Source organism: Mesorhizobium sp. M5C.F.Ca.IN.020.29.1.1, from assembly GCF_003997375.1.
In the GTDB taxonomy this organism is placed as follows: Bacteria; Pseudomonadota; Alphaproteobacteria; order Rhizobiales; family Rhizobiaceae; genus Mesorhizobium; species Mesorhizobium wenxiniae.
Genome location: NZ_RZSW01000041.1, coordinates 1 through 22,236 on the forward strand (window position 1 = coordinate 1; position 22,236 = coordinate 22,236).

A 22,236-nucleotide genomic window follows, 5' to 3' on the forward strand; every position below is an offset into this window, starting at 1 on the left:
GACCCCAGCCAGTGGCGTCGCGTTCCACGGCGCCCCCCTCGTGGGGGAGATGTCCGGCAGGACAGAGGGGGGCGCGAAGGAACTCTCATCGCCGAAGCTGAGCACCCGATTACGCGATGTGCAAGCCTGGAGAAAACGCTAGCCCGCCAAATAGGTGTCCGCCCAGTTCGACACCGCCCAGCGCGGGTTGTTGGCGACATTCCCCACCGTATCTCTGATAACGCTGATGAAGCTCCATTCGGCGACGTTGATCAGCGGCAGGTCGGCTGCGACCTTTTTCTGAAACTCCTTGTAAAGTTCCGTCCGCGCGGCGGGGTCGAGCGTCTCGGATGCCTTGGCGATCAGGGCGTCGAGTTCGTCGTTCTTGTAGCCGCCCTGGTTGGAGAACGGCACCCCGTCGGGAATGCCGCTCTGCACGAGGATGGTGGTCGAGATCGCAGGGTCGCCGCGGAACACCGGCGGCCCGACCGCGAGGTCGAAAGCGTGGTCGGTGTAGACAGCCTTGATATGCGCGGCCGAGTCGTTGTTGACCAGCTGCGCGTCAATGCCGATGGCGGCGAGCGCCTGGCGCAAATAGTCGCCGAACTGCTTGGTCTCGTTGAAATAGGGTGCCGGCAGTAGCTTCAGTGAAAAGCGCTTGCCGTCGTCGCCTTTGCTGTAACCGGCTTCGTCGAGCAGGGCGTTGGCGTTGACCACATCGAAGTCATAGGTCGGCACATCGGCCGTATAGAATTGCGGATCGTTCTTCGGCACCGGGCCGGTGGCTGTGGCGGCGTAGCCGAGGAACACTGTCTTGACGACGAAATCCTTGTCGATGGCGTGGGCGATCGCCTGGCGCACCTTCTGGTCGGCCAGTTCCTTGCGGCGATGGTTGATCTCGACGACAAGCTGATAGGTCAGCCCTTCATAACCCTTGGTAATCACCTTGAGACCAGGCACCTTGGAGATGCGGTCGAGATCGGCCAGCGGCACCGCGGAAAAGGCGGCGAGCTGGATCTCCTCCGCCTCGAGCGCGCTTGCGGCCGAGGTGCGGTCGGGCAGCACCTGATAGATGATCTCGTCAAGGTAAGGCTGGTCCTTGCCCCAATAATCGGCATTCTTCTCCAGCCGGTAATATTCGCCTGACTTGTGTTCGGCGAATTTGAACGGGCCGGTACCGACGGGCGCGTTGTTGGCCGGGTTCTCTTCGATCTTTCCGGTCTCGTAGATGTGCTTGGGCACCACGCTGCTCAGCGCCGGCAAGGCATTGCGGATCAGCTGGAACGGTGTCGGCTTGGCGAATTTGAACACAGCCGTCAGTTCGTCCGGCGTGTCGACCGCCTCCAGATCCTTGAACACGGTGCGGCCGAGATTCTGCAGCGGCTTCCAGATCTGCAGCGCCGAGAACGCGACGTCGGCGGAGGTGAAGGGTTTGCCGTCATGCCATTTGACGCCCTCGCGCAATTTGAACGTTACCGACAGGCCATCGGCGGCGCCCTCCCAACCTATCGCCAGGCGCGGGTCGAGCCCGTCCTTGCCCTCGAAGGATGCCTCGGCCAGCGTTTCCACGATCTTGCTCGAAATGAAGAACACACCGTTGGAAGCGACGATCGCCGGGTTGAGGTTGCGCGGCTCCGAATCGGCCGCGACGACCAGCCGTCCGCCTTTCTTCGGCGTCTGTGCCAGACCGATGGTCGGCAGCGCCGTCGAGGTCAGAAGCAATGCCGAACCGGTAAGCACGGTGCGTCTGGAAATCGTGAAATCTGACATGATTGAACTCCGTCCCTCTCAGCCACCCGGCCGGGTGGGCCATCACCCTCGGACGCCAGACGGCCTCCTTGCAAGGGTGATTATGAGCCTTGCCGAGGGTTTCGCCAGAGACGGATTTGGCGCATCCTCATGTGGCTTGGAAAATTTCGTCCGCTGGACCAGTTACAAGAAGCGGTTCAATCCGACCATTCTGGTAGGACCAAATTAGGCTGGACACCGCAGTGTACGACGACGGGGGGTGCCGGAACGCCCGTTCCACCTGTTTCTGGCTGGACCAGGCTGGACAAAATAGTGCAGATTTGACCGACAGCCAGAGCATCAGAACCAAAACAGCCTCGGCCAGGGAAATTCAGGGAGAGAGAGAGATGAACGTCGCCCCGGGCAAGAATGCCGTCAGCACCATCCCGTTCGATCATGCCAGGGTCGATCGGCTGATGGAGGAGGCCGGCATCGATGTGCTGCTCGCTACCTCCAAGCACAACACGCAATATCTGCTTGGCGGCTACAAGTTCATCTTCTTCGCCGCCATGGATGCGATCGGCCACAGCCGCTATCTGCCGATCGTTGTCTATGAGAAGGGCGGGCCGGGCCACGCCGCCTATATCGGCAACCGCATGGAGGGCGGCGAGCACCAGAACAAGCCGTTCTGGACGCCGACCTTGCATGCCGCCTGCTGGGGCACGCTCGACGCCGCCAACCATGCCGTCGAACACCTGACGAAAATCGGCAAGGGCGATGCCCGCATCGGGATCGAGCCGGCTTTCCTGCCGTCGGATGCATACACGCTGATCCGCAAGGCATTGCCCGACGCCAAGCTGATCGACGCGACTGATATGCTCGAGCGGATGCGTGCCATCAAGACGGAAGCCGAGTTGGAGAAGTTGCGCATCGCCTCCGAACTGATCACCGATTCCATGCTGGCGACCATTGCGTGGGCACGCGAAGGCACGACCAAGACTGAGATCATCGAGCAATTGCGGCGCGAGGAGACCAATCGCGGAGCGCATTTCGAATATTGCCTGCTGACGCTGGGTTCCAGCCACAACCGCGCCGGCTCGCCACAGGCATGGAAGAAGGGCGAGGTGATGTCGATTGACTCAGGCGGCAATTATCACGGCTATATCGGCGACCTCTGCCGCATGGGCATTCTGGGCGAGCCGGATGCCGAACTCGAGGACCTTTTAGCCGAGGTCGAGACGGTGCAGCAGGCGGCCTTTTCCAAGGTATGCGCTGGCACACTGGGCGGTGATATGATTTCCTATGCGGAGGGCGTGCTGAAGAAATCCAAGGTTGCGCCCTATACCGATTTCTTCGCCCACGGCATGGGGTTGATCACGCATGAAGCGCCATTCCTGATGACCAACCATCCGGTGACATATGAAGGCACCTATGCCGAAAAGCCGCTGGAGAAAAACATGGTGCTCTCGGTCGAGACCACGATGCTCCACCCGACGCGCGGCTTCATCAAGCTGGAAGACACCGTGGCGGTCACCGAGACTGGCTACGTCATGTTCGGCGATCGGGGCAGGGGTTGGAACAGGGGTGGAGTTTGACAGCCTTGCAATGAAAGGCGCTGCCCCCTCACCCGGATTGCCAACCGAATTGCAAAGGGCAATTCGGGACAATCCGACATCCCCGAGGGGAGAGGAGGTCGCCAACACTTGCGCCTGTCTCTTCTCCCCAGCGGGGAGAATGTGGCCGCGAAGCGGCCGGATGAGGGGGCCTCAACACTGAGGCGGCGGCAAGATCACTTCCCGCCCGGCGGCAGCAGCCTGAAATCCGGCAGGTCGCGCAACGCCAGTTCCGGTCCGGCGGGCGAATAGACGACGAAGAGCTGCATCGGCCCATCGCCGGTATTTAGCGTCGAATGGAAGCGGCTTTCCGGCACATAGATGGTGCAGCCGGGGCCGACCTTCGCAATGACCGGATTGCCCTTGTCGTCCTCAACCATCTGCTCGCCATTGCCTGATATGACTAAGATGATTTCCTCGGCGCCCGGGTGGTTGTGGCGCGTGTGGCCCTTGCCGGACGGCAGGTCGACGACGCCGCCGGAAAAGCGCGTCGCGCCGTTCACCTCGGGCGCCACCGTCAACGACAGTCTGCCCCAGTCGAAGCCGAAGGCGCTGACCTCCTTCGGATAGACAAACACCTTTTTCTTGTCGGTCATCGTCTCATCCCATCTTTTTCTTTGCAACGATTGTGCCGCCAAGCGTGACGGCCTTGAAATCCGCAGTCTGCCTGGCGATCGCCGCTTCCGCCGGCAGCCGCTCCATCGAGCTTGCCCCGTAAAAGCCGTGCAGGCCCTTGCAGCGTTCGAGTATGTACCGGGCGTCGTCCGGCATCGAGATCGGCCCGCCATGGCAAAGCAGGATGACGTCCTTGCGCACGACACGCGCCGCATCAGCGATGGCGTCGATCTCCGTCACGCAGTCGTCGAGCGACTTGGCCGACGTCGCGCCGATCGAGCCGCCGGTGGTCACCCCCATATGGGCGACGATGATGTCGGCGCCGGCCTTGGTCATGGCGCGGGCCTCATCGGGATTGAAGACATAGGGCGTGGTCAGCAGGTCGAGTTCGTGTGCCGCGGCGATCATGTCGACCTCGAGCCTGAAGCCCATACCGGTTTCTTCGAAACTCTGCCGCATCTGGCCGTCGAACAGTCCGATGGTCGGAAAGTTCTGCACGCCGGAAAAACCCATCGTCTTCAGCTCGGCCAGCAGAAGCGGCATGATGACGAAGGGATCGGTGCCGTTGACGCCGGCCAGCACCGGCGTCTTCTTCACCACCGGCAGCACCTCATAAGCCATTTCCTTGACGATCTCGTTGGCGTTGCCATAGGCGAGCAGGCCGGCGGCAGAGCCGCGCCCGGCCATGCGGTAGCGGCCGGAATTGTAGATGATGATCAGGTCGATGCCGCCGGCCTCCTCGGCCTTGGCGGACAGACCGGTGCCGGCGCCGCCGCCGACGATCGGCACGCCGCCGGCAATCATCTTGCGGAATTTTTCCAGGATCTTCTTGCGCGGTATGGCGGCCATGGCTTCGTCTCACTGTCTGGCGATGTCGAGAAAAGCCGCAACCGCAGCCTTGGCGAATTCGGGATCGTTGATGTGCATCGGCAGGCGCGTCACGCTTCGCGTGTCACCAGGCTTGATCGTGCGCTCGATGGCCTCGAAGAGTGCTGCATCGGCCTCGGGGTCGAAGAAAGCGCCGCCTTCGATGTCGAGCGCCGAGACGCCTTTTTCGGGAATGAGGAACCGGACCGGGCCATCGCAGAGGCTCAGTTTGGTGCCGATCCATTCGCCGATCTTGCGGCTTTCGTCAGGTGTCGTGCGCATAAGCGTCACGTTAGGATTGTGCTCGTAAAACAGCCGCCCGCTATAGCGTTCCGGAATGGTCGGCGGCGCCCAGAAATTCACCATGTCGAGCGCGCCGACCGAACCGACATAGGGCAGCCTGGTGCGGGCGATCGCGCCGAAGCGGTCTTCGGTCGCCGGCAGCACGCCGCCGAACAGAAGGTCGCAGACTTCTGTCGTCGTGATGTCGATGACGCCGGACAGCAAGCCGCTGTCGGCAAGCTTCTCCATGGTGCGGCCGCCGGTGCCGGTGGCGTGGAAGACCATGCAGTCATAGATCGATCGGAGCTGTTCGGCGATGGAAGTCACGCACGGCGTGGTCACGCCGAACATGGTGAGGCCGATCGACGGTCTGCCGTCGGGCGGCTCCGCCGGCTTTGCCGCCATGCCTGATATGGCCTGGGCGGCGTTGTGCAGCACGACACGAGACAGCCGGTTCAGGCCGGCCATGTCGGTCACCGACGGCATCATCACGATGTCGGAGACATCGACATAAGGTGCGGTGTCGCCCGAGGCGAGCGTCGAAACCATGATCTTGGGCAGGCCGAGCGGCAGCGCGCGCATGCCTGATGTGATGATCGAAGTGCCGCCACCACCGCCAATGCCGATCACACCTGCTATATCGGTGCGCGATTGAACAAACCGGGTGAAAGCGAGGGCCATTGCCGCCACTGCGGTGCCGCGGTCGTCGATGCTCAGTACGGCACTGCTGCCGCCGGCATGGTGGCCGGCGACCTCTTCGGCCGAGACATCGACCGGCACGGTTGGGTTGCGCGTTCCAACATCGATGCGGGCGACAGCAGCACCGGTAGCAGCGACCGCATCGGCCAGAAAGGCGAGTTCCTCACCCTTGGTGTCGGCGGTGCCCACCACATAGACGCGCTTCATTGCGTTCCCCGGTTCTAGGCGCGCTCGGCGTGCCACCTGCCGCTCTTTGCCCGGCCGCTCGGCATCGCGACGGCCATTGCAATTTTTTGAGACGCGCGTATCATATTGACATGAATGTCTCACGTCAACAAGCGGCGGTTTCCGACGATGCCGGTTCTGGAGCCGCACGCGGACCGCGCGCGCGCACAAGACGGCTGATGCTGGAGACGGCGACAAGGCTGATGCAGGCGGGCGCCACGCCTTCGGTCAGCGAGGTCGCCGAAGCAGCAGAAGTCTCCCGCGCCACCGCCTATCGATATTTTCCAAGCCAGGCGGCCCTGGTGCAGGCGGTGGTCGACGAAGGACTCGGGCCGATCCTCACCTGGAAATCAGCCTCGGCCGATCCCGAGCGCCGCGTCGTTGAACTGTTCGACACGGCCATGCCGCGCATCGAAGCCTTCGAGGCGACCTTCAAGGCGGCGCTGAAACTGTCGCTCGACCAGTGGGCGCGGCGGCAGGCAGGCACGCTGGGCGGCGAGCCGGCCTTCACGCGCGGCCATCGCGTCGATCTGCTCAAGGACGCGATCGCACCGCTCAAGCACCGGCTGCCGCCACGCGAATTCAAGCGCCTGGCGCAGGCCCTGTCGTTGATCTTCGGCGTCGAAGTGCTCATCATACTGAAGGACATATGGGGGCTGGACAGCCGCAAGATGATGTCGGTAGCGCAATGGGCAGCCGGCGCCCTGGTGCGGGCTGCAGTGATGGAATCGGTGACCGAAGGAGGCAGAAGCGCGCCGGCGACAGCCACGGAATAGTATCGATCTGGTTCGACCAGTTTGGGATGCTGATTACCGACAATAGTCGACGTTCCGTAACGCGAGCAAGGCCCTTGCGTATCAAGGAGTAGGAAAATTTAAGAAAAACAGACAGATGTTGCTGGAATCCGCTTGTCTGAGGGGCTGCCATCGTCCAAGAAAGAGCTTGACGTGTGTCCGAAATTGGTAATACCAGATCAGGACAATATGGCGGATTAAAAGTGAGGGCTGCGATCCATTCCGGCCGAGCGAGGAGGCTCGAAACCGAAACGCTGCCACCACACGGGAGAACTACCAGGGTCGGCCTCACCGCCGGCTCGCATGATACGGTAGAATGCGCACAAGGGAGGAAATTATTATGCGCAAGACAATGACCAGCATGCTTGCTGGTATCGGCTTAGTGCTCGCCTGCGGAACGTCCGTCTACGCGCAGGACAAGGAACTCACCATATTCTGGGCTGAATGGGATCCGGCAAACTATTTGCAGGAACTCGTCAACCTTTACGAGGCCGAGAGCGGCGTGAAGGTCACGGTCGAAACCACGCCTTGGTCCGACTTCCAGACCAAGGCATTCACCGAGTTCAACGCCAAGGGCAGCGCCTACGACATGGTCGTCGGCGATTCCCAGTGGATCGGCGCCGCCTCCGAGGCGGGCCACTATGTCGACCTCACCGACTTCTTCAACAAGCACAACCTGAAGGAAGTGATGGCGCCGGCGACGGTGAAATACTACGCCGAATATCCGTCCAACTCCGGCAAATACTGGTCGATCCCGGCCGAGGGCGACGCGGTCGGCTGGTCCTATCGCAAGGACTGGTTCGAAGACCCGAAGGAGATGGAAGCCTTCAAAGCCAAGTACAGCTACGATCTCGGCGTGCCGAAGGACTGGAAGCAGCTGCGCGACATCGCCGAATTCTTCCACCGTCCCGACGAAAAGCGCTACGGTATCGCCATCTACACCGACAACTCCTACGACGCTCTGGTGATGGGCGTCGAGAACGCCATCTTCTCCTTTGGCGGCGAACTTGGCGACTATGCCACTTACAAGGTCGACGGCATCATCAACTCAGAGCAGAACGTCAAGGCGCTCGAGGCCTACAAGGAGCTCTATTCCTTCACCCCTCCTGGCTGGGCCAAGGCGTTCTTCATCGAGGACAACCAGGCGATCACCGAGAACCTGGCGGCGATGAGCATGAACTACTTCGCCTTCTTCCCGGCGCTCATCAACGAAGCCTCGAACCCGAATGCCAAGGCCACCGGCTTCTTCGCCAACCCGCCAGGACCGAACGGCGACCAGTTCGCCGCGCTCGGCGGCCAGGGTATCTCCGTCATCTCCTACTCCCAGAACCAGGAAGAGGCGATGAAGTTCCTGGAATGGTTCATCAAAGACGAGACGCAGAAGAAATGGGCGGAACTCGGCGGCTACACGGCGAGCGCCAAGGTGCTCGAGTCGCCTGAATTCCAGAACGCCACACCTTACAACAAGGCCTTCTACGAAACCATGTTCAAGGTGAAGGACTTCTGGGCGACGCCGGAATATGCCGAGCTGCTCATCCAGATGAACCAACGCGTCTATCCGTACATCACCGGCAATCAGGGCACGGCCAAGGAAGTGCTCGATTCGCTTGCTGCGGACTGGAACGCGACGTTCAAGAAATACAACCGCGTGAAGTAAACGGCACTAACGCTCGGAGGGGGCGGAGCCCGTCCCTTCCGTTTTCTTTTCCGGACAAGGAAGGAACGGGCCTTGGCCACTGCAGTCATGACTACGCTGGATCCCAACTCGCGCTCCGCCGCCCGCGGCATGAGCGACCTCACGATCCGCAATCTCTTCATCATTCCGACGATCGTTTTCCTGATCGTCTTCAACATCTTTCCACTGATCTATTCGCTCGGCTATTCCTTCACCGACTTTCGCGCGTCGAGCCCCGCGGCGGCCAATTTCGTCGGACTGCAGAATTACCGCGAGCTGCTCAACGACCCGTTCATCTGGTCGAATTTCGCCATCACCGCCAAATATGTCATCGTCTCCGTAGTCGGCCAGGTCATCGTCGGCTTCGGCGTGGCGCTGCTGCTCAATCGCGATATTCCGTTGAAGGGCCTGCTGACGACGCTTCTGCTGTTGCCAATGATGCTGTCGATGGCCGTCGTCGGCCTGTTCTGGAAACTGCTCTACGATCCGTCCTTCGGCATCATCAACTATACGCTCGGCCTCGGCTCCTTCGAGTGGCTGTCCAACCCCGACATGGCGCTCTACGCGGTTGCCATCACCGACATCTGGATGTGGTCGCCATTCGTCATGCTGCTGTCGCTCGCCGGCCTGTCGGCAGTGCCGAAGCACCTCTACGAAGCAGCCGCGATCGACCGCGCCGGTTCGTTCTATACGTTCTTTCGCATTACTCTGCCTTTGGTCGCGCCGATCTTGATGATCGCGATCATCTTTCGCACCATGGAGGCGTTCAAGACCTTCGATCTCGCCTACATCTTGACCAGCCAGCCGACCACCGAGGTGATCTCGATCCGGCTCTACAAGATGGCGTTCCAGGAATGGCAGACCGGGCGCTCCTGCGCGCTCGCCTACATCGTGCTGATCATGATCCTGGCCATCACCAACATCTACGTCAAATACCTGAACAAGGTGAAGGAGCGCTAGAATGGCCGCCGTCACCACCTCTACCGAGCGTTCGTTCAACAAGCTCGCCATCGTCGGTGTGCTGATCGTCACGATTATCTTCCTGGCGCCGATCTACTGGATAGCGTCGACGGCGTTCAAGCCGCGCAACCTCGCCACCACCATCCCGCCGACGGTGGTGTTCCAGCCGGAGATATCCCCTTTCGTAAAGCTCTTCACCAAGCGGTCGCAGTTGCGCACTGCGCCGACGCCGGAACAATACGCGGCCGCCCCGTGGTGGGAGCGCCTGGTGTTTGACGGCGGCGAGAAGGTGGTGCGCTCGGGCAGGGGTGAGGTGCAGTGGTCCGGCTATCCGAGCCGCTTCATGAATTCGCTGATCGTTGCCATCACCTCGACGATCCTCGCCGTCGGCATGGGCACTTTCACGGCTTACGGGTTCTCGCGCTTCAAGATAAAGGGGGAACAGGACCTGCTTTTCTTCATCCTGTCGACGCGCATGCTGCCGCCGGTCGTCGTCGCCATCCCGATGTTCCTGATGTACCGGGCGGTCGGCCTCAACGACACGCATTGGGGCCTGATCATCCTCTACACCGCCTTCAACCTCAGCTTCTCTGTATGGCTGATGAAGGGGTTCATGGACGAAATTCCGAAGGAGTACGAGGAGGCGGCCCTCGTCGACGGCTATACGCGCATGGAGGCATTCTTCAAAATCGTGCTGCCGGAGGCGGCCACCGGCATCGCCGCCACCGCCGTGTTCTGCTTCATCACGGCGTGGAACGAATACGCCTTCGCGCTGATCATGACCAACCGCCGCGCCCAGACGGCGCCGCCGTTCATTCCAAGCCAGGTCGGTTCCGGCCTGCCCGACTGGACGGTCATCGCGGCCGGCACCTTCCTGTTCCTGCTGCCCGTCGCCATATTCACCTTCCTGTTGCGCAACCACCTCCTGCGCGGCATGTCCTTCGGAGCGATCCGCAAATGATCCGCCATGCTACAATCCAGCGCACGGCCGAGATCGTGATGGTGTGCGGCATCATCGCGCTCTGCCAGCCGTGGAATCTCTTCCTGCACCGCTACGGGCTGACAATCATCATTGTCGGGCTGCTGACGTTCATGATCACCGGCTGGGTCGGTCCAAGGCAGAAGCCGCAGGCGACCGGCGCGCCGGAAAAAGAAGGTCACCCATGACCCAGATCGAGCTTCGTGGCGTCCAGAAATTCTTTGGCGCCGTTCAGGTCATCAAGGACCTCAATCTCAAGATCGACGACAACGAGTTCATCGTGCTGCTCGGCCAATCGGGCTGCGGCAAGACGACGACGCTTCGCGCCATCGCCGGACTGGAGACGATCGACGGCGGCGATGTCCTCATCGACGGCAAGCCGGTCCAGCATCTCAAGGCTGCCGACCGTGACATTGCCATGGTCTTCCAATCGTTCTCGCTCTATCCGCATATGAGCGTCTACGAGAACATCGCTTTTCCGTTGCGCGCAATGCGCAAGAGCAAGGCTGAGATCGACGGCGAGGTGCGCTCGGTCGCCAAAGTGCTGCAGATCACCGACCTGCTCGGCAAGAAGCCGTCGGCGCTGTCGGGTGGCGACATGCAGCGCGTGGCGATCGGCCGGGCGCTGGTGCGGCGGCCGAAGGCGATGCTGATGGACGAGCCGATCGGCGCGCTCGACGCCAAGCTGCGTGAGGAGATGCGCGCGGAGATCAAGCGGCTGCACATCAAGCAGGGCTCGACCACCATCTACGTCACCCACGACCAGATCGAGGCGATGAGCCTTGCCGACCGCATCGTCATCATGCATGAGGGCGTTCTGCAACAGGTAGGCAGCCCATCGGAAGTGTATGCGCACCCGGCCAATTTGTTTGTCGCGCAATTCGTTGGCTCGCCTGTGATGAACGTCGCCAACGCGGCGGTGACGATGAACGGCTCCGGCGCCAGGGTCACCGTCGACGGTGCCGCGGAAGGGTTCCTTTTCCCGGCCGACCTGGTCGGCCAGCTGGACGCCGCGAGCGTCGAGCAGGATCGCCTTGCACTCGGCATCCGCCCCGAAGGAGTGATGGTCTCGCGCGAGCCGGCGGACGGTTATCTGCCGGTCGAGGCGCACATCATCGAACCGCTTGGCTCCTACGACATCGTCGACCTCAAGGTCGGGGCACAGATGTTGCGCGCCCGCACCCGTTCCGGTTTCGTCGGCAAGCCGGGGGTCCAGGTCTTCGCCAAGCTCGACCCGGCGCAGGCGCACTTCTTCGATACGACAAGCGGCAATTCGCTGGGGGTGAGACTCTGATGGCCCATATCCAGCTCAAGAACATCTCGAAGACATTCGGCAATCACACCGCATTGACCGGGCTCAATCTCGACATTGCCGACGGCGAGTTCTTCGTGCTGCTCGGCGAGACCGGCGCCGGCAAGACGACGACGCTGCGCATGATCGCGGGCCTGGAAGAGCCGGACGAGGGGCAGATATTCATCGACGGCGCTGATGTCGCCGACTGGGGTGCGGCCGAGCGCGACGTGGCGCTGGTTCTGCAGCAATACTCGCTTTATCCGCGCTACACGGTGCGCGAAAACCTCGAATTTCCGCTGAAGCCAAAAATCCGCCGCATCGAGCCCGACGAGATCAAGACGCGCGTCGACCGCGTTGCCAAGACCTTGCGCATCGAGCATCTGCTCGACCGCAAGACGGATCGCCTTTCTGGCGGCGAGATGCAGCGCGTCTCGATTGGTCGCGCCATCGTCAGGAAGCCCCGCGTATTCCTGATGGATGAGCCGCTGTCGGCCCTTGATGCCAAGCTGCGCGAGGCGCTGCGCACCGAGCTGAAGAACATCCAAATGAACCTTGGTCAGACCTTCCTGTTCGTCACGCACGATCAGATCGAGGCGATGTCGATGGGCGACAAGGTTGGCGTGCTCAATCATGGCCGCATTGTTCAGACCGGCACGCCGTATGAGATCTACAACAATCCGCGCGACACCTATGTGGCGAGCTTCGTCGGCTCGCCGCCGATGAACCTCATCGACGGCAAGCTCGTCGACGGCCGCGCGGTGATGGCACCGTTGAATTTCGAGCTGCCTTTTACGGGGGGTGCCAAGACGAGCGGTGCGACCGACGGTCGCCCGCTCGTCTTCGGTATTCGTCCCGAGGATGTCTATCTCGAGAGCGGGGCGCCGGTGGAAGCGCGCGTCCACGATGTCGAGAACCATGGCGTCGAAAAGATCCTGACCCTGCGGGTTGGCGACGCCATGCTGCGGGCCACGGTGCCGGCCAGAACCGATGTCGAGATCGAGCAGCCGGTGCGCTTTGCCTGGGATCCGGACAAGGTGGTGCTGTTCGACAAGGGAAGCGGGATTAGTCTCCGCCACGCGGGCTAAGCGCACCCGTTGGGCGGGAGGATGCGAAGCGGCTTGAAGCCTCTGTCCAGGTTTAGCCGGCTTGGCGGGTCTCAGCATGTTCCTCGGCCCGAAAATGGCTGGGAGCCGATCCGATAACGCGCTTGAACGCCCGACTGAACGAGGCGTCGGATTCATAACCGAGGCGAGCGGCGACGACGGAAATCTTCAGCCTGTCGCGGACCAGCCATTGCCGTGCCTGGTGCATTCTCACCTGGGTGACATATCTCGCCGGGGTTTCGCCGACGATCGTCGCGAAGCGTTCCGCGAAACTCGATCGCGAGGCGCCCATCATCCTGGCGAGCGTTTCCACCGTCCAATCGCGGTCCGGTTCGAGATGGATCGCGGCCAGCACGCGACCGATCTCGCGGTCTCTCACGGCCGCGATCCATCCGGACGAGTCGCCGCAGCCGCGCTCGACCCATGACCGGATGACGGTGGCGGCCATCACATCGGCAAGCCGTGCCAGAATGCCGCCGGAGCCGACGCGCTCCATCGTCACTTCGCGCGCCATGGCCTCCAGCAGATGCGGAATGGCCGGTTCATAGGCTTCCAGTTCGTGCGCACGCATGACATCCGGCATCATGCCGAGCAAAGGGTGCAAACCATCGAGATTGAAATACATGCTGCCGAAAAACAGCAGGGTCCCCGGCCGGCAGCCTTCGTTCGACAGGCAGTAAACGCCCTTGCAGACCTCTGCGACCTCGTAACCCTGGATCGGCGAAGCCTCGGTGCCCGGTTCGCTGGCCAGGACATGTGCTGCACCGCGCGGCAACAGCACCGCGTCGCCTGCATTGAGTTCCACCCATTCGCCGGACGGCTGCAGCAACCAGCATCCTCTGCGGCCGATGAAATGAAATCGCGCCGCCGGCTGAGCCGGGAACTGGATGCCCCAGGGCTCCTTCATTTCGCACCGGCCATACTCGACGCCATCAAGACGCAACCCGCGCAATATGTCCGTCAGCGGATCGCCAGTGACCGGAACTTTGGACGAATGGTCAAGCATGATGGTGTTTCTAGCATGGAAACTCCAGACGGTCACTCCCTATGTTGCACTGCGGCCAAATGTTGCGCTGCAACCAGATCGGAGATCCCATCATGACCGAACCCGCGACAGGCGTCATGGACGCCGTTCTCGATCCCGCCGAAAGCGACGAGCGAGCCGAGCCGGCGTGGGGGGCGGTCGTATCCCTCGCGCTCGGTGTGTTTGGGCTCGTAACCGCAGAATTCTTGCCTGCCAGCCTGCTGACGCCGCTGGCGCAGGACCTCGGTGTGACGGAGGGCACTGCCGGCCAGGCGGTGACAGCGACGGCCGTTGTCGGCGCGATCGCCGCCCCGACTATGGCTGTCATCACCAAACGGCTTGATCGCAGACTGGTCATGTGGGCGCTGACGGTCCTCCTGATCCTGTCGAACCTCCTGGCGGCATTTGCGTCCTCGCTTCCCGTTCTTCTGATCGCCCGCATCATGCTCGGGATCAGCCTCGGCGGCTTCTGGTCGATGTCGGCGGCGATGGCGATGCGGCTTGTTCCGATGCGGCTGATGCCGCGCGCCATGTCGATCATTCTCACCGGCGTTTCGGTGGCGACGGTCTGTGCGGCCCCGGTCGGCGCCTATGTCGGCGACGTCTGGGGATGGCGAACGGCCTTCATGATCGCGGCTGTTGTCGGGGCCCTGGCGCTGCTGATGCAGGTCGCCACCCTTCCGAAGCTGCCGCCGGCGGGCGTTGCCAGTTTTCGCACCTTGCTGGAGGTGATGAAGCGGTCGACGATCAGGGCAGCACTTCTGGTGGTCGTGCTGGTGGCCTCGGGACACTTTGCCGGCTTCACCTATGTCCGGCCATTTCTCGAGAATGTTCCGGCACTGGATATCGAGACGATCTCGCTGGTGCTGCTCGCCTACGGCATTGGTGGGTTCTTCGGCAATTTCGCCGGCGGCTTCATCGCCGAGCGCAATCTCAAGGCAGCCGTCGGCCTGGCGCCTCTGCTGATTGCATTGTCAGCGCTCCTGCTGCTCGTTCTTGGTGTCTCACCCGTGGTGGCGGCAATGGCGGTTGCCGCCTGGGGCTTTGCCTTCGGTGCGGTGCCGGTCGGGCTGCAAACCTGGCTGGTAAGAGCCGCTCCCGACCAGGCCGAAAGCGCCGGCGGGCTGATGGTCGCCACGTTCCAGGTGGCCATTGCGCTCGGCGCCGTTTTCGGCGGCCTGCTGGTCGACAATGCCGGCGTCGCCAGTGCGTTCGCCTATTGCGGGATCGCGACGCTGCTGGCGGCCCTGGCGGCGTTCCGGCTTGGCCCAAAGGCAGCCGACAGTTGAGGGTCCGTCAAACCGCGCGGCCGTCGAAGTCGAAAATCGGCACAGCGTCCAGATCGAGACCGTCTATGCAATGGATGTTGACGTAGGCGCTTCGTTCGCTCTCTCGCTGACATCCTCGGCGAAGGGATGGATGCCGCAGGTCCGGCAGAACCGATGGGCGATGACATGGTTGCCGAAGGTGTACCTGCCAAGATCGTCGCCCCAAGCAAGCACCCGCAATGCCCCGTGCGGCACTGCCCATAGCAGCGCGCCTTTGCGCGAGCAGATCGAGCAATTGCATCGCACGGCTCCGGTCAGATTGCCCTCGACCTCGAAGGCGATCTTGCCGCAGTGGCAGTTGCCTTTGTAGAGCATCAGGTCGCCTCCTTCCTTCGGTTCGACAGGGGTGCAAAAGTGCTTATGGCGGGTTATGTCTCTGCAGGCCACGCACCAGCGGTCGCCTGTAAGACGTTGCAGGCGTCCAGGAGTCCGACACCGAAAAATGCAATCCGTCCGCGACAGCCTCGAAGTCGTCCTTTCGCGTCTCGCCGTCCGCGCGGACAATAAAAGCGTATTCGTAAAGCTCTATCCGGAAGCCGCACGGGCAGCAGCCGATGCCGCCGATGGTCGGCGCAGAGCCGGCGTGACGCTCGGGCCGCTCGACGGAACAATTCTGTCGATCAAAGACCTGGTCGATGTCGTCGGCGAGCCGACCACGGCCGGATCATTGTTGCTCAGCACCGCGGCGCCGGCGCTGCGGGATGCCGTCATCGTGCGGCGGCTGCGGCAGGCCGGTGCGATCATCATCGGCAAGACCAACATGACCGAATTCGCCTTCACCGCGATCGGCGTCAACCCGCATTACGGCACGCCCGGCAATGCAACCGACGCCGGCCGGATTGCGGGCGGCTCATCCTCGGGCGCCGGTGTTTCCGTTGCCGAAGGCACGAGCGAGATCTCGATCGGTTCCGACACCGGCGGTTCGGTGCGCATTCCGGCGGCGCTGAACGGTGCCGTCGGCTTCAAGCCGACGGCGCGGCGCGTATCACGCGTTGGCGTCTTCCCGCTGTCCGACACGCTCGACTCCATCGGCCCGCTTGCCCGCACCGTCGCCGAATGTGCCGCAGCCGACGCGGTGATGGCGGGCGAGGAGGCTGTGGCTCTGGTTCAGCTTTCGCTTGCCGGACTGCGCATCGGTATTCCACGCGGCGTGCTCTTCGAGGATACGGAAAAAGAGGTCTCGGCGGCGTTCGAGCGATCTGTTCGCAAGGTAGAGCTTGCGGGTGCACGCCTCGCCGATCTGTCCATCGATGACCTCCTCGCCGATTTGCGCGCGGTAACCAAGCGGGCCTCGATCGCGGCAATGGAGGGTGCCGGGGTTCATGCAGATTGGCTGGCGACAGGTGCGACGACGCCGGTCGATCCGCGGGTGAGCGAGCCGTTGTCGCGCGCCGCCGCCGTTCCCGCCACGACCTACATAAGGGCAATCCGCCGCCGCACTGTGCTTGTCGCCGTCATGGACGAGCGGCTGGCGTCGATCGATGTGCTGGCCCTTCCGACCACACCGGTCACCGCGCCGACCATCGTGTCGATGACCGGCGACGAAGCTCTATGTGAGCGTACGGAAGGCCTTCTGCTGCGCAACACGCAGGTCGCCAACCAGTTCGACCTCTGCGCGATCTCGCTGCCGATGCCGGGAATGGCGCGCCCGGCCGGGCTGATGCTGGTGGCGCGCCAGTGCCATGACCACCGTCTCCTGCGCATCGCGGCGGAAGTCGAGGCACTGCTTGGCCGTTGAGGCGCCGTCAGGCGTCGGCCGGAAACCGCCGCCGGTAGTGCTCGACCACTTCGGGATTGCGCAGATTGACCGGCAATTTGTTGGCCAGCACCAGCAAGGTTTCATGGGCTGAACCGACGCCCATGCGCATCATAGACTGCTCGGTGATGCCGGCCATGTGCGGCGTGACAATGACATTGTCGAAGCTGAAATAGGGATGATCTGAAGGCAGCGGCTGCGTCGCAAAGACATCGAGCGCGGCACCGCCAATACGATCCTTTTGCAGCGCTTCGATCAACGCCTCGTCGTCGATCACCGGCCCGCGCGAAATATTGATCAGCAGCGTATGCGGCTTCATTCGACCGATGCGCTCGCGGTTGATCAGGCCGCGCGTCTCCGGTGTCAGCGGGCAGCACAGAACGATGATATCGCTCTGCTCGATCAGTGCGTCGATCGACAGGAAGCCGACCCTATCGGGCGCCGGCCTCATGCTGCGCGTCGTCGCTACCACGTTCAGGTCGAAACCATGTGCTGCGATATGGCCGATTGCCTGTCCGATGGCGCCGAAGCCGACAATGCCGATCGTCTTGCCGGCGAGCTCGCTGGCGAGAATGGTGTGGTCGCGGCCGGCCAGCCAGCCCTTCGCCCGCAAGTCGCGGTCCACCATGCGGAAACGCCGAAGCAGCGCCAGGGTCGCGAACATCACGTATTCGGCGACCGACCGTGCATTGACCGCCGGCACGTTTGCCACCAGCACGCCGGCTGCAGTGGCCGCTTCCATCGGAACCATGTCGAGCCCGGCGCCATGGCGGATTGCAGCCCGGAGCTTCGTAGCACCTTCGAACAGCGCTGATGGCAGCGGGGCGCGAACGATGATGATATCGGCGTCCCTCGCCTCAGTCGCCAGCGTGTCCGCATCGAGGGCGGAAGCGACAACGAGTTCGCCGGCACCAGTCAACATGGCGGAGGCGCGCGGGTGCAGCGTGTGCGTCGACAGGATTTTGGGCATATCAGACCTGTTCGAGTGCTGGGCTGTGAGGTTCTGCCCCGCCGCCTTCGATCAGGCCTTTCCAGTAACTTTCCGCGCCTTGCAGATGGGCACTCATCAGCGCCTGGGCGAGATTGCCGTCGCGGCGCAGCAGCGCCTCGTAGATCTGGATGTGCTCGGCATGCGAGCGCACGCTGCGTTCGGGATCGTTGAAATAGATCGGCAGGCGTTGCTCGCCCATCATGTAATAGACGCTGCATATGTTGTGAAAAACGCTGTTCTTGGTTGCCCGCACGATTTCAAGGTGGAATTCGCGGTCCTCCTTGGCGAGGCCCTCGCCTGCCGCAATGCGCTCCTCCGACGCCTTCAGGATTTCGCGCAGCCGCTCGAAATTTTCCTCGGTAGCGCGCGAACAGGCAAGCTCGGCGGCCTTGATCTCGTGGATCTTGCGCAACTCGACCGTCTCGTAGATCTGGATCGGATCAAGCGGCAGGCCGGCCCTGGCAAAAAGCGCCATCGCCTCGACGCTGGCCTGCTTGGTGTCGATGTAGATGCCGGACTTGGCCCGGCGCTCGACGATGCGCATGGCTTCGAGGATGGCCAGCGCCTCGCGGATCTGGCCGCGGCTGACGACGAAATGCTCCGCCAGTTCACGCTCCGACGGCGTTCGGCCCGTCGCCTTGTCGGAGTGGGAGAACAGATAGGCAGCGAGTTCCGCGAGAAGGTTCTTTTCTTTCATGATCAGCCGCGTAGCGCGTGCGCCTCCAGGAACCGTTCCGAAAGGGTGAATCCCAGTCCGGGCTTCTCCGGGATCGCCATCATACCGTCCTTTGCTTCGACAGTCTCCTCGATCAGATCGTGGATCATCGGGTTGGCGCCGAGCGAATACTCGATGGTAAAGCTAGCCGGCGAAGCAGCGCAGACATGCAGCCCGGCAAAGAAGCAAGGCGCGCCAGCCCACAGATGCGGCGCAAAGCGCAGATTGAAGGCGCTGGCGATGGTGCCGATCTTTATCGCCTCGCTGATGCCGCCGCAAAAAGCCGGGTCAGGCTGGAAGATATCGGCCGCCTTGAGCGTGGCGAGGTCGCGGAAAGCATAGCGCGTCGCTTCGCTTTCGCCGGTGGCGATCGGGATGGAGCCGGACGCCCGCACTTCGGCCATGCCGGGCTTGTCGTCGGCGATGACCGGCTCCTCGAACCAGGCCAGATCGAGATCGCCGGCGAGATGGATGAAGCGCTTGGCTTCCGCCACCGTATAGGTGCCATGCGCATCGACCATCAGGTCAACCTCGGGGCCGAGCGCCTGTCTTGCGGCGCGCACGCGGGCGGCGGAAAGATGCGGAGCGCCGTCCATCGCGCCGATCCGCATCTTCAGCGCCTTGAAACCGCCCTTGGCGATATAGGATTTTAACTGGTCGCCGATCGCCTCGGTGGAAGCCCAGCCGCCGGAAGCATAGGCGGGCATGCGGTCGAGCTTGCGGCCGCCGAGCAGCCGCCAGACTGGAACCCCCTGCGACTTGCCCAGAATATCCCACAACGCGATGTCGACGGCGCTGATCGCAGCGACGCTGATGCCGCGCCGCGCCAGTTGCGGCATGGCGTGGCCGTTTTGCGCGGCACTGTCGTGGCGCACGCCATTGTAGAGCATCTCCCAGATCACCCCGATGTCGGCCGGATCGCAGCCGATCAGCTGCGGGCCGACCTCGTGGTTCAGCATGTGGACGAGGGCGCCATAGCTGCCGGTGCTGCCGGCAGCATTCTTGCCTTCGCCCCAGCCGACCAGCCCGTCGTCGGTCTCGATGCGCAGGATGGCGGCATCAAACGTCGTCACTTGACCGAAGTCGCTGCGGTGCTGCTTCGCGGCTTCGATCGGTATGCGGACCCACCAGGCTTGGACCGTCTTGATGCGCATGTTCATCCCCGGCCTTGCCGCCGGTCAGGGCGGAAGGCTCATTCTCAAACGGACCGACTACTTGATCAACGGCAGCAACGTTTCAGCGTTGATGCGCATCTGATCGGTGTAGAACTTTTCCGTCAGCACGCTGGAACCATGGTCCTGAATGAATTTGAGCTGCTCCGGCGAGATGTCGACCGGATTGCGCTCGACCATGTCGGGATAGGGAGCGGCCGGCGTGCGGTCGACGGGGGCGACGAACTCGTTGGTCAGCGCGCCATCGTAACCGACCTCCTTCAGCGTGCCGACGATCTTCGGCCAGTCGATCTGTCCGAGACCGGCGGCGAAGCGGTTGTTGTCGGCAACATGGAAGTCGAACAGGCGCTTGCCGACCTGCCGGATGGCATCATAGACGTTAAATTCTTCCATGTGGATGTGGTAGGCGTCGAGGCAGACGCCGCATTCGGGGCTGACTGCATCGGCCAGCGCCAGCGCCTGGGCGCCACGGTTGAACAGATAGGTCTCGAAACGGTTGAGCGGCTCGACCGCGATCTTGACACCGACCTTCTTGGCATGGGTGAAGCATTCCCTGGTAGCGTCGACGACCCATTTCCATTCTTCTTCTTCGGTGCCGTCCGGCACCACTTTGCCGACGGTGGCGGGAACCAGGGTGATGATCTCGCCGTCGAGTTCGCTCACCATCGTCAGCACATCCTTGACGTACTGTACGGAGCGCTCGCGCTGGCCCTGGTCCTTGGCGGCGAGATTGCGCTCGCCCAGCATCAGCGTCACCGCCCCCCAGCAGCGGATGCCGTGCTCCTTCAGGAGCGCGCGCGTCTCATCGGTCTTGTATTGCTCGGGCTCGCCGGAAATTTCGATCGACTCATAGCCGAATTTCTTGATGCGTTTGAGCGTCGTCTCCAATGGTTCCGCCCGCATCCAGTTGTGCGTCGAAAGATGCATGGTCTGTCCTTCCCAGAATTCGCCTGTAACAGTTCGCCTGCGACGCGCTCCACCAGAGTGCGTCGCATGATTCCTCCCCAAGGCGCTCCAGCATTTGTCGTAAACTGGTTCGACCAATTGGGCGTGAAAAGAGGTCTACAGCAATTTCATCTGGACGGCAAGAAATCCTACAAGGCAGCCCCGGCCCATGATTATTTCATTGATAAAACTGGCGTATTAGTCCGCTGCCCGGCAATTTTCGCAGCGCTGGTTGCGAGTGGCACCGCTTGACCAAATGACCATATTTGGTAATACCAGAATGGCGGTGCGTACTAGCGCCTGTCGAGAAAAGACCAAAGAGGCTGGCCCTGCTTTCAATCGGCGCTATGCTTGGTCGTGGATAATTAGGGAGGATGCCGATGCCGTCGACAATGAAGGGTCCTGGGCTGTTTCTGGCGCAGTTCGCAGGCGATGCCGCACCGTTCAATTCGCTGCCGGCGATCACCAAATGGGCGGCCGGGCTGGGCTACAAGGGCGTGCAGATCCCGACCTGGGACAGCCGGCTGTTCGACCTCGAGAAGGCGGCGTCTTCCCAGGCCTATTGCGACGAAGTGAAGGGCATCTGCACCGAGGCGGGCGTTGAGATCACCGAGCTGTCGACGCATCTGCAGGGGCAGTTGGTGGCGGTGCATCCGGCCTATGACGCGCAGTTCGATGGCTTCGCGCCGCCTGCGTTGCACAATAATCCTAAAGCCAGGCAGCAATGGGCGGTCGAACAGATGAAGTTCGGCGCCAAGGCGTCGAAGAATCTCGGGCTTAAGGCGTCGGTGTCGTTTTGCGGAGCGTTGGCCTTCCCCTACCTTTATCCTTGGCCGCAACGGCCGGCGGGATTGATCGAGGAAGCATTTTCCGAACTGGGAAAACGCTGGAAGCCGATCCTCGACGTCTATGAGGACAATGGCGTCGACGTCGGCTACGAAATCCATCCGGGCGAGGACGTCTTCGACGGTGCGACCTTCGAGATGTTCCTCGACGCGGTGGGCGGCCACAAGCGCTGCAACATCAACTACGACCCGTCGCATTTCCTGCTGCAGCAGCTCGACTATCTCGAATTCATCGACATCTATCACGAGCGGATCAAGGCGTTCCACGCCAAGGATGCCGAGTTCAATCCGACCGGCCGGCAAGGCGTCTATTCCGGTTATCAGAGCTGGACGAACCGGGCCGGGCGCTTCCGCTCGCTCGGCGACGGACAGGTGGATTTCGGCGGCATCTTCTCCAAACTCGCCCAATATGACTACGATTCATGGGCGGTGCTGGAATGGGAATGCTGCCTGAAGCACCCCGAGGATGGCGCGGCCGAAGGCGCTCCCTTCATTCAGCATCACATCATCAGGGTGACGGAAAAAGCATTCGACGATTTCGCAGGCGGCGCGACCGATAAAAAGGTAAAAAGGTGCTGCGCGCCATGATGGGAATCTAGCGCTTTTTTTCCCTCCCTTTGAGGGGAGGGCGGCCCGAAGGGCCGGGT

General features: G+C 62.2%; 20 protein-coding genes and 2 pseudogenes. 12 read left to right on the forward strand and 10 right to left on the reverse strand.

Features of this window, described 5'->3' with window-relative positions:
- Positions 1-138 precede the first annotated feature (138 nt).
- Positions 139-1,749, reverse strand: a complete 1,611-nt coding sequence (locus EOA85_RS05915; RefSeq protein WP_127208708.1) for an ABC transporter substrate-binding protein — start codon at positions 1,747-1,749, stop codon at positions 139-141.
- A 365-nt stretch (positions 1,750-2,114) separates the two neighbouring features.
- Here EOA85_RS05915 and EOA85_RS05920 point away from each other — a divergent pair, with 365 nt between their 5' ends.
- Positions 2,115-3,302 (forward strand): Xaa-Pro peptidase family protein, encoded by a 1,188-nt coding sequence (locus tag EOA85_RS05920; protein WP_127208709.1) that lies wholly within the window; start codon positions 2,115-2,117, stop codon positions 3,300-3,302.
- A gap of 194 nt (positions 3,303-3,496) precedes the next feature.
- Here EOA85_RS05920 and EOA85_RS05925 read toward each other — a convergent pair whose 3' ends face one another.
- The 3 genes from EOA85_RS05925 to EOA85_RS05935 are packed head-to-tail and all read right to left on the reverse strand — an operon-like array spanning position 3,497 to position 5,990.
- Positions 3,497-3,916, reverse strand: a complete 420-nt coding sequence (locus EOA85_RS05925; protein WP_127208710.1) for a cupin domain-containing protein — start codon at positions 3,914-3,916, stop codon at positions 3,497-3,499.
- 4 nt (positions 3,917-3,920) lie between these two features.
- Positions 3,921-4,784 (reverse strand): phosphoenolpyruvate hydrolase family protein, encoded by an 864-nt coding sequence (locus EOA85_RS05930; protein WP_127208711.1) that lies wholly within the window; start codon positions 4,782-4,784, stop codon positions 3,921-3,923.
- Between the two features lie 9 nt (positions 4,785-4,793).
- Positions 4,794-5,990, reverse strand: a complete 1,197-nt coding sequence (locus tag EOA85_RS05935) for a Tm-1-like ATP-binding domain-containing protein (protein WP_127208712.1) — start codon at positions 5,988-5,990, stop codon at positions 4,794-4,796.
- Between the two features lie 110 nt (positions 5,991-6,100).
- Between EOA85_RS05935 and EOA85_RS05940 the strand changes: the two genes are divergently transcribed.
- The 7 genes from EOA85_RS05940 (at position 6,101) to EOA85_RS05970 (ending at position 12,795) form a co-directional block, all read left to right on the forward strand.
- Positions 6,101-6,784 carry a TetR/AcrR family transcriptional regulator gene (locus EOA85_RS05940; protein WP_065009766.1) on the forward strand — a complete coding sequence of 228 codons (684 nt, stop codon included), beginning with the start codon at positions 6,101-6,103 and terminating at the stop codon, positions 6,782-6,784.
- 358 nt (positions 6,785-7,142) lie between these two features.
- A complete protein-coding gene (locus EOA85_RS05945) occupies positions 7,143-8,459 on the forward strand; it encodes an ABC transporter substrate-binding protein (protein WP_127208713.1) in 1,317 nt (438 codons plus the stop codon).
- Between the two features lie 72 nt (positions 8,460-8,531).
- Positions 8,532-9,437, forward strand: a complete 906-nt coding sequence (locus tag EOA85_RS05950; protein ID WP_029348308.1) for a sugar ABC transporter permease — start codon at positions 8,532-8,534, stop codon at positions 9,435-9,437.
- A 1-nt stretch (position 9,438) separates the two neighbouring features.
- Positions 9,439-10,398: a carbohydrate ABC transporter permease gene (locus tag EOA85_RS05955; protein WP_029348306.1), complete on the forward strand. Its 960-nt coding sequence runs from the start codon at positions 9,439-9,441 to the stop codon at positions 10,396-10,398.
- Positions 10,395-10,604 (forward strand): hypothetical protein, encoded by a 210-nt coding sequence (locus tag EOA85_RS05960; protein WP_065009763.1) that lies wholly within the window; start codon positions 10,395-10,397, stop codon positions 10,602-10,604. Before EOA85_RS05955 ends, EOA85_RS05960 begins: the two co-directional genes overlap by 4 nt.
- Positions 10,601-11,710 carry an ABC transporter ATP-binding protein gene (locus EOA85_RS05965; RefSeq protein WP_127208714.1) on the forward strand — a complete coding sequence of 370 codons (1,110 nt, stop codon included), beginning with the start codon at positions 10,601-10,603 and terminating at the stop codon, positions 11,708-11,710. The genes EOA85_RS05960 and EOA85_RS05965 overlap by 4 nt, the downstream gene beginning before the upstream one ends.
- Positions 11,710-12,795: an ABC transporter ATP-binding protein gene (locus EOA85_RS05970; RefSeq protein WP_029348302.1), complete on the forward strand. Its 1,086-nt coding sequence runs from the start codon at positions 11,710-11,712 to the stop codon at positions 12,793-12,795. Before EOA85_RS05965 ends, EOA85_RS05970 begins: the two co-directional genes overlap by 1 nt.
- 52 nt (positions 12,796-12,847) lie before the next feature.
- On the opposite strand, the gene EOA85_RS05975 is transcribed toward EOA85_RS05970, so the two are convergent.
- Positions 12,848-13,819 carry an AraC family transcriptional regulator gene (locus EOA85_RS05975; RefSeq protein ID WP_127208715.1) on the reverse strand — a complete coding sequence of 324 codons (972 nt, stop codon included), beginning with the start codon at positions 13,817-13,819 and terminating at the stop codon, positions 12,848-12,850.
- A 92-nt stretch (positions 13,820-13,911) separates the two neighbouring features.
- On the opposite strand from EOA85_RS05975, the gene EOA85_RS05980 reads away from it, so the two are divergent.
- Complete coding sequence (locus EOA85_RS05980) at positions 13,912-15,126, forward strand: MFS transporter (protein WP_127208716.1); 1,215 nt, start codon at positions 13,912-13,914, stop codon at positions 15,124-15,126.
- Positions 15,127-15,133: 7 nt separating this feature from the next.
- On the opposite strand, the pseudogene EOA85_RS05985 reads toward EOA85_RS05980, so the two are convergent.
- Positions 15,134-15,480, reverse strand: a pseudogene (locus tag EOA85_RS05985) (GFA family protein).
- 127 nt (positions 15,481-15,607) lie between these two features.
- On the opposite strand from EOA85_RS05985, the gene EOA85_RS05990 reads away from it, so the two are divergent.
- Positions 15,608-16,903 carry an amidase gene (locus EOA85_RS05990; RefSeq protein WP_127208717.1) on the forward strand — a complete coding sequence of 432 codons (1,296 nt, stop codon included), beginning with the start codon at positions 15,608-15,610 and terminating at the stop codon, positions 16,901-16,903.
- A gap of 7 nt (positions 16,904-16,910) precedes the next feature.
- Here EOA85_RS05990 and EOA85_RS05995 read toward each other — a convergent pair whose 3' ends face one another.
- Genes EOA85_RS05995 through EOA85_RS06010 form a run of 4 tightly spaced genes read right to left on the reverse strand, consistent with a single transcriptional unit; the run spans position 16,911 to position 20,726 of the window.
- Positions 16,911-17,891: a hydroxyacid dehydrogenase gene (locus EOA85_RS05995; RefSeq protein ID WP_127208718.1), complete on the reverse strand. Its 981-nt coding sequence runs from the start codon at positions 17,889-17,891 to the stop codon at positions 16,911-16,913.
- 1 nt (position 17,892) lies between these two features.
- Positions 17,893-18,609, reverse strand: coding sequence for a FadR/GntR family transcriptional regulator (locus EOA85_RS06000; protein ID WP_029348296.1), 717 nt, complete (start codon positions 18,607-18,609; stop codon positions 17,893-17,895).
- A 2-nt stretch (positions 18,610-18,611) separates the two neighbouring features.
- Positions 18,612-19,781, reverse strand: coding sequence for a mandelate racemase/muconate lactonizing enzyme family protein (locus EOA85_RS06005; RefSeq protein WP_065009790.1), 1,170 nt, complete (start codon positions 19,779-19,781; stop codon positions 18,612-18,614).
- Positions 19,782-19,838: 57 nt separating this feature from the next.
- A complete protein-coding gene (locus EOA85_RS06010; RefSeq protein WP_029348293.1) occupies positions 19,839-20,726 on the reverse strand; it encodes a sugar phosphate isomerase/epimerase in 888 nt (295 codons plus the stop codon).
- Between the two features lie 66 nt (positions 20,727-20,792).
- Here EOA85_RS06010 and EOA85_RS06015 point away from each other — a divergent pair, with 66 nt between their 5' ends.
- Both EOA85_RS06015 and EOA85_RS06020 read left to right on the forward strand, forming a co-directional pair.
- Complete coding sequence (locus tag EOA85_RS06015; RefSeq protein WP_127208719.1) at positions 20,793-20,996, forward strand: hypothetical protein; 204 nt, start codon at positions 20,793-20,795, stop codon at positions 20,994-20,996.
- 128 nt (positions 20,997-21,124) lie between these two features.
- A pseudogene (locus EOA85_RS06020) lies at positions 21,125-22,188 on the forward strand (sugar phosphate isomerase/epimerase).
- Positions 22,189-22,236: the final 48 nt, after the last annotated feature.

Bases quoted from the DNA above. Each gene is read 5' to 3' on its own strand.
- EOA85_RS05915 (WP_127208708.1), bottom strand. From the start codon at position 1,749: ATGTCAGATTTCACGATTTCCAGACGCACCGTGCTTACCGGTTCGGCA.
- EOA85_RS05920 (WP_127208709.1), top strand. From the start codon at position 2,115: ATGAACGTCGCCCCGGGCAAGAATGCCGTCAGCACCATCCCGTTCGAT.
- EOA85_RS05925 (WP_127208710.1), bottom strand. From the start codon at position 3,916: ATGACCGACAAGAAAAAGGTGTTTGTCTATCCGAAGGAGGTCAGCGCC.
- EOA85_RS05930 (WP_127208711.1), bottom strand. From the start codon at position 4,784: ATGGCCGCCATACCGCGCAAGAAGATCCTGGAAAAATTCCGCAAGATG.
- EOA85_RS05935 (WP_127208712.1), bottom strand. From the start codon at position 5,990: ATGAAGCGCGTCTATGTGGTGGGCACCGCCGACACCAAGGGTGAGGAA.
- EOA85_RS05940 (WP_065009766.1), top strand. From the start codon at position 6,101: ATGAATGTCTCACGTCAACAAGCGGCGGTTTCCGACGATGCCGGTTCT.
- EOA85_RS05945 (WP_127208713.1), top strand. From the start codon at position 7,143: ATGCGCAAGACAATGACCAGCATGCTTGCTGGTATCGGCTTAGTGCTC.
- EOA85_RS05955 (WP_029348306.1), top strand. From the start codon at position 9,439: ATGGCCGCCGTCACCACCTCTACCGAGCGTTCGTTCAACAAGCTCGCC.
- EOA85_RS05960 (WP_065009763.1), top strand. From the start codon at position 10,395: ATGATCCGCCATGCTACAATCCAGCGCACGGCCGAGATCGTGATGGTG.
- EOA85_RS05965 (WP_127208714.1), top strand. From the start codon at position 10,601: ATGACCCAGATCGAGCTTCGTGGCGTCCAGAAATTCTTTGGCGCCGTT.
- EOA85_RS05970 (WP_029348302.1), top strand. From the start codon at position 11,710: ATGGCCCATATCCAGCTCAAGAACATCTCGAAGACATTCGGCAATCAC.
- EOA85_RS05975 (WP_127208715.1), bottom strand. From the start codon at position 13,819: ATGCTTGACCATTCGTCCAAAGTTCCGGTCACTGGCGATCCGCTGACG.
- EOA85_RS05980 (WP_127208716.1), top strand. From the start codon at position 13,912: ATGACCGAACCCGCGACAGGCGTCATGGACGCCGTTCTCGATCCCGCC.
- EOA85_RS05990 (WP_127208717.1), top strand. From the start codon at position 15,608: ATGCAATCCGTCCGCGACAGCCTCGAAGTCGTCCTTTCGCGTCTCGCC.
- EOA85_RS05995 (WP_127208718.1), bottom strand. From the start codon at position 17,891: ATGCCCAAAATCCTGTCGACGCACACGCTGCACCCGCGCGCCTCCGCC.
- EOA85_RS06000 (WP_029348296.1), bottom strand. From the start codon at position 18,609: ATGAAAGAAAAGAACCTTCTCGCGGAACTCGCTGCCTATCTGTTCTCC.
- EOA85_RS06005 (WP_065009790.1), bottom strand. From the start codon at position 19,781: ATGCGCATCAAGACGGTCCAAGCCTGGTGGGTCCGCATACCGATCGAA.
- EOA85_RS06010 (WP_029348293.1), bottom strand. From the start codon at position 20,726: ATGCATCTTTCGACGCACAACTGGATGCGGGCGGAACCATTGGAGACG.
- EOA85_RS06015 (WP_127208719.1), top strand. From the start codon at position 20,793: ATGATTCCTCCCCAAGGCGCTCCAGCATTTGTCGTAAACTGGTTCGAC.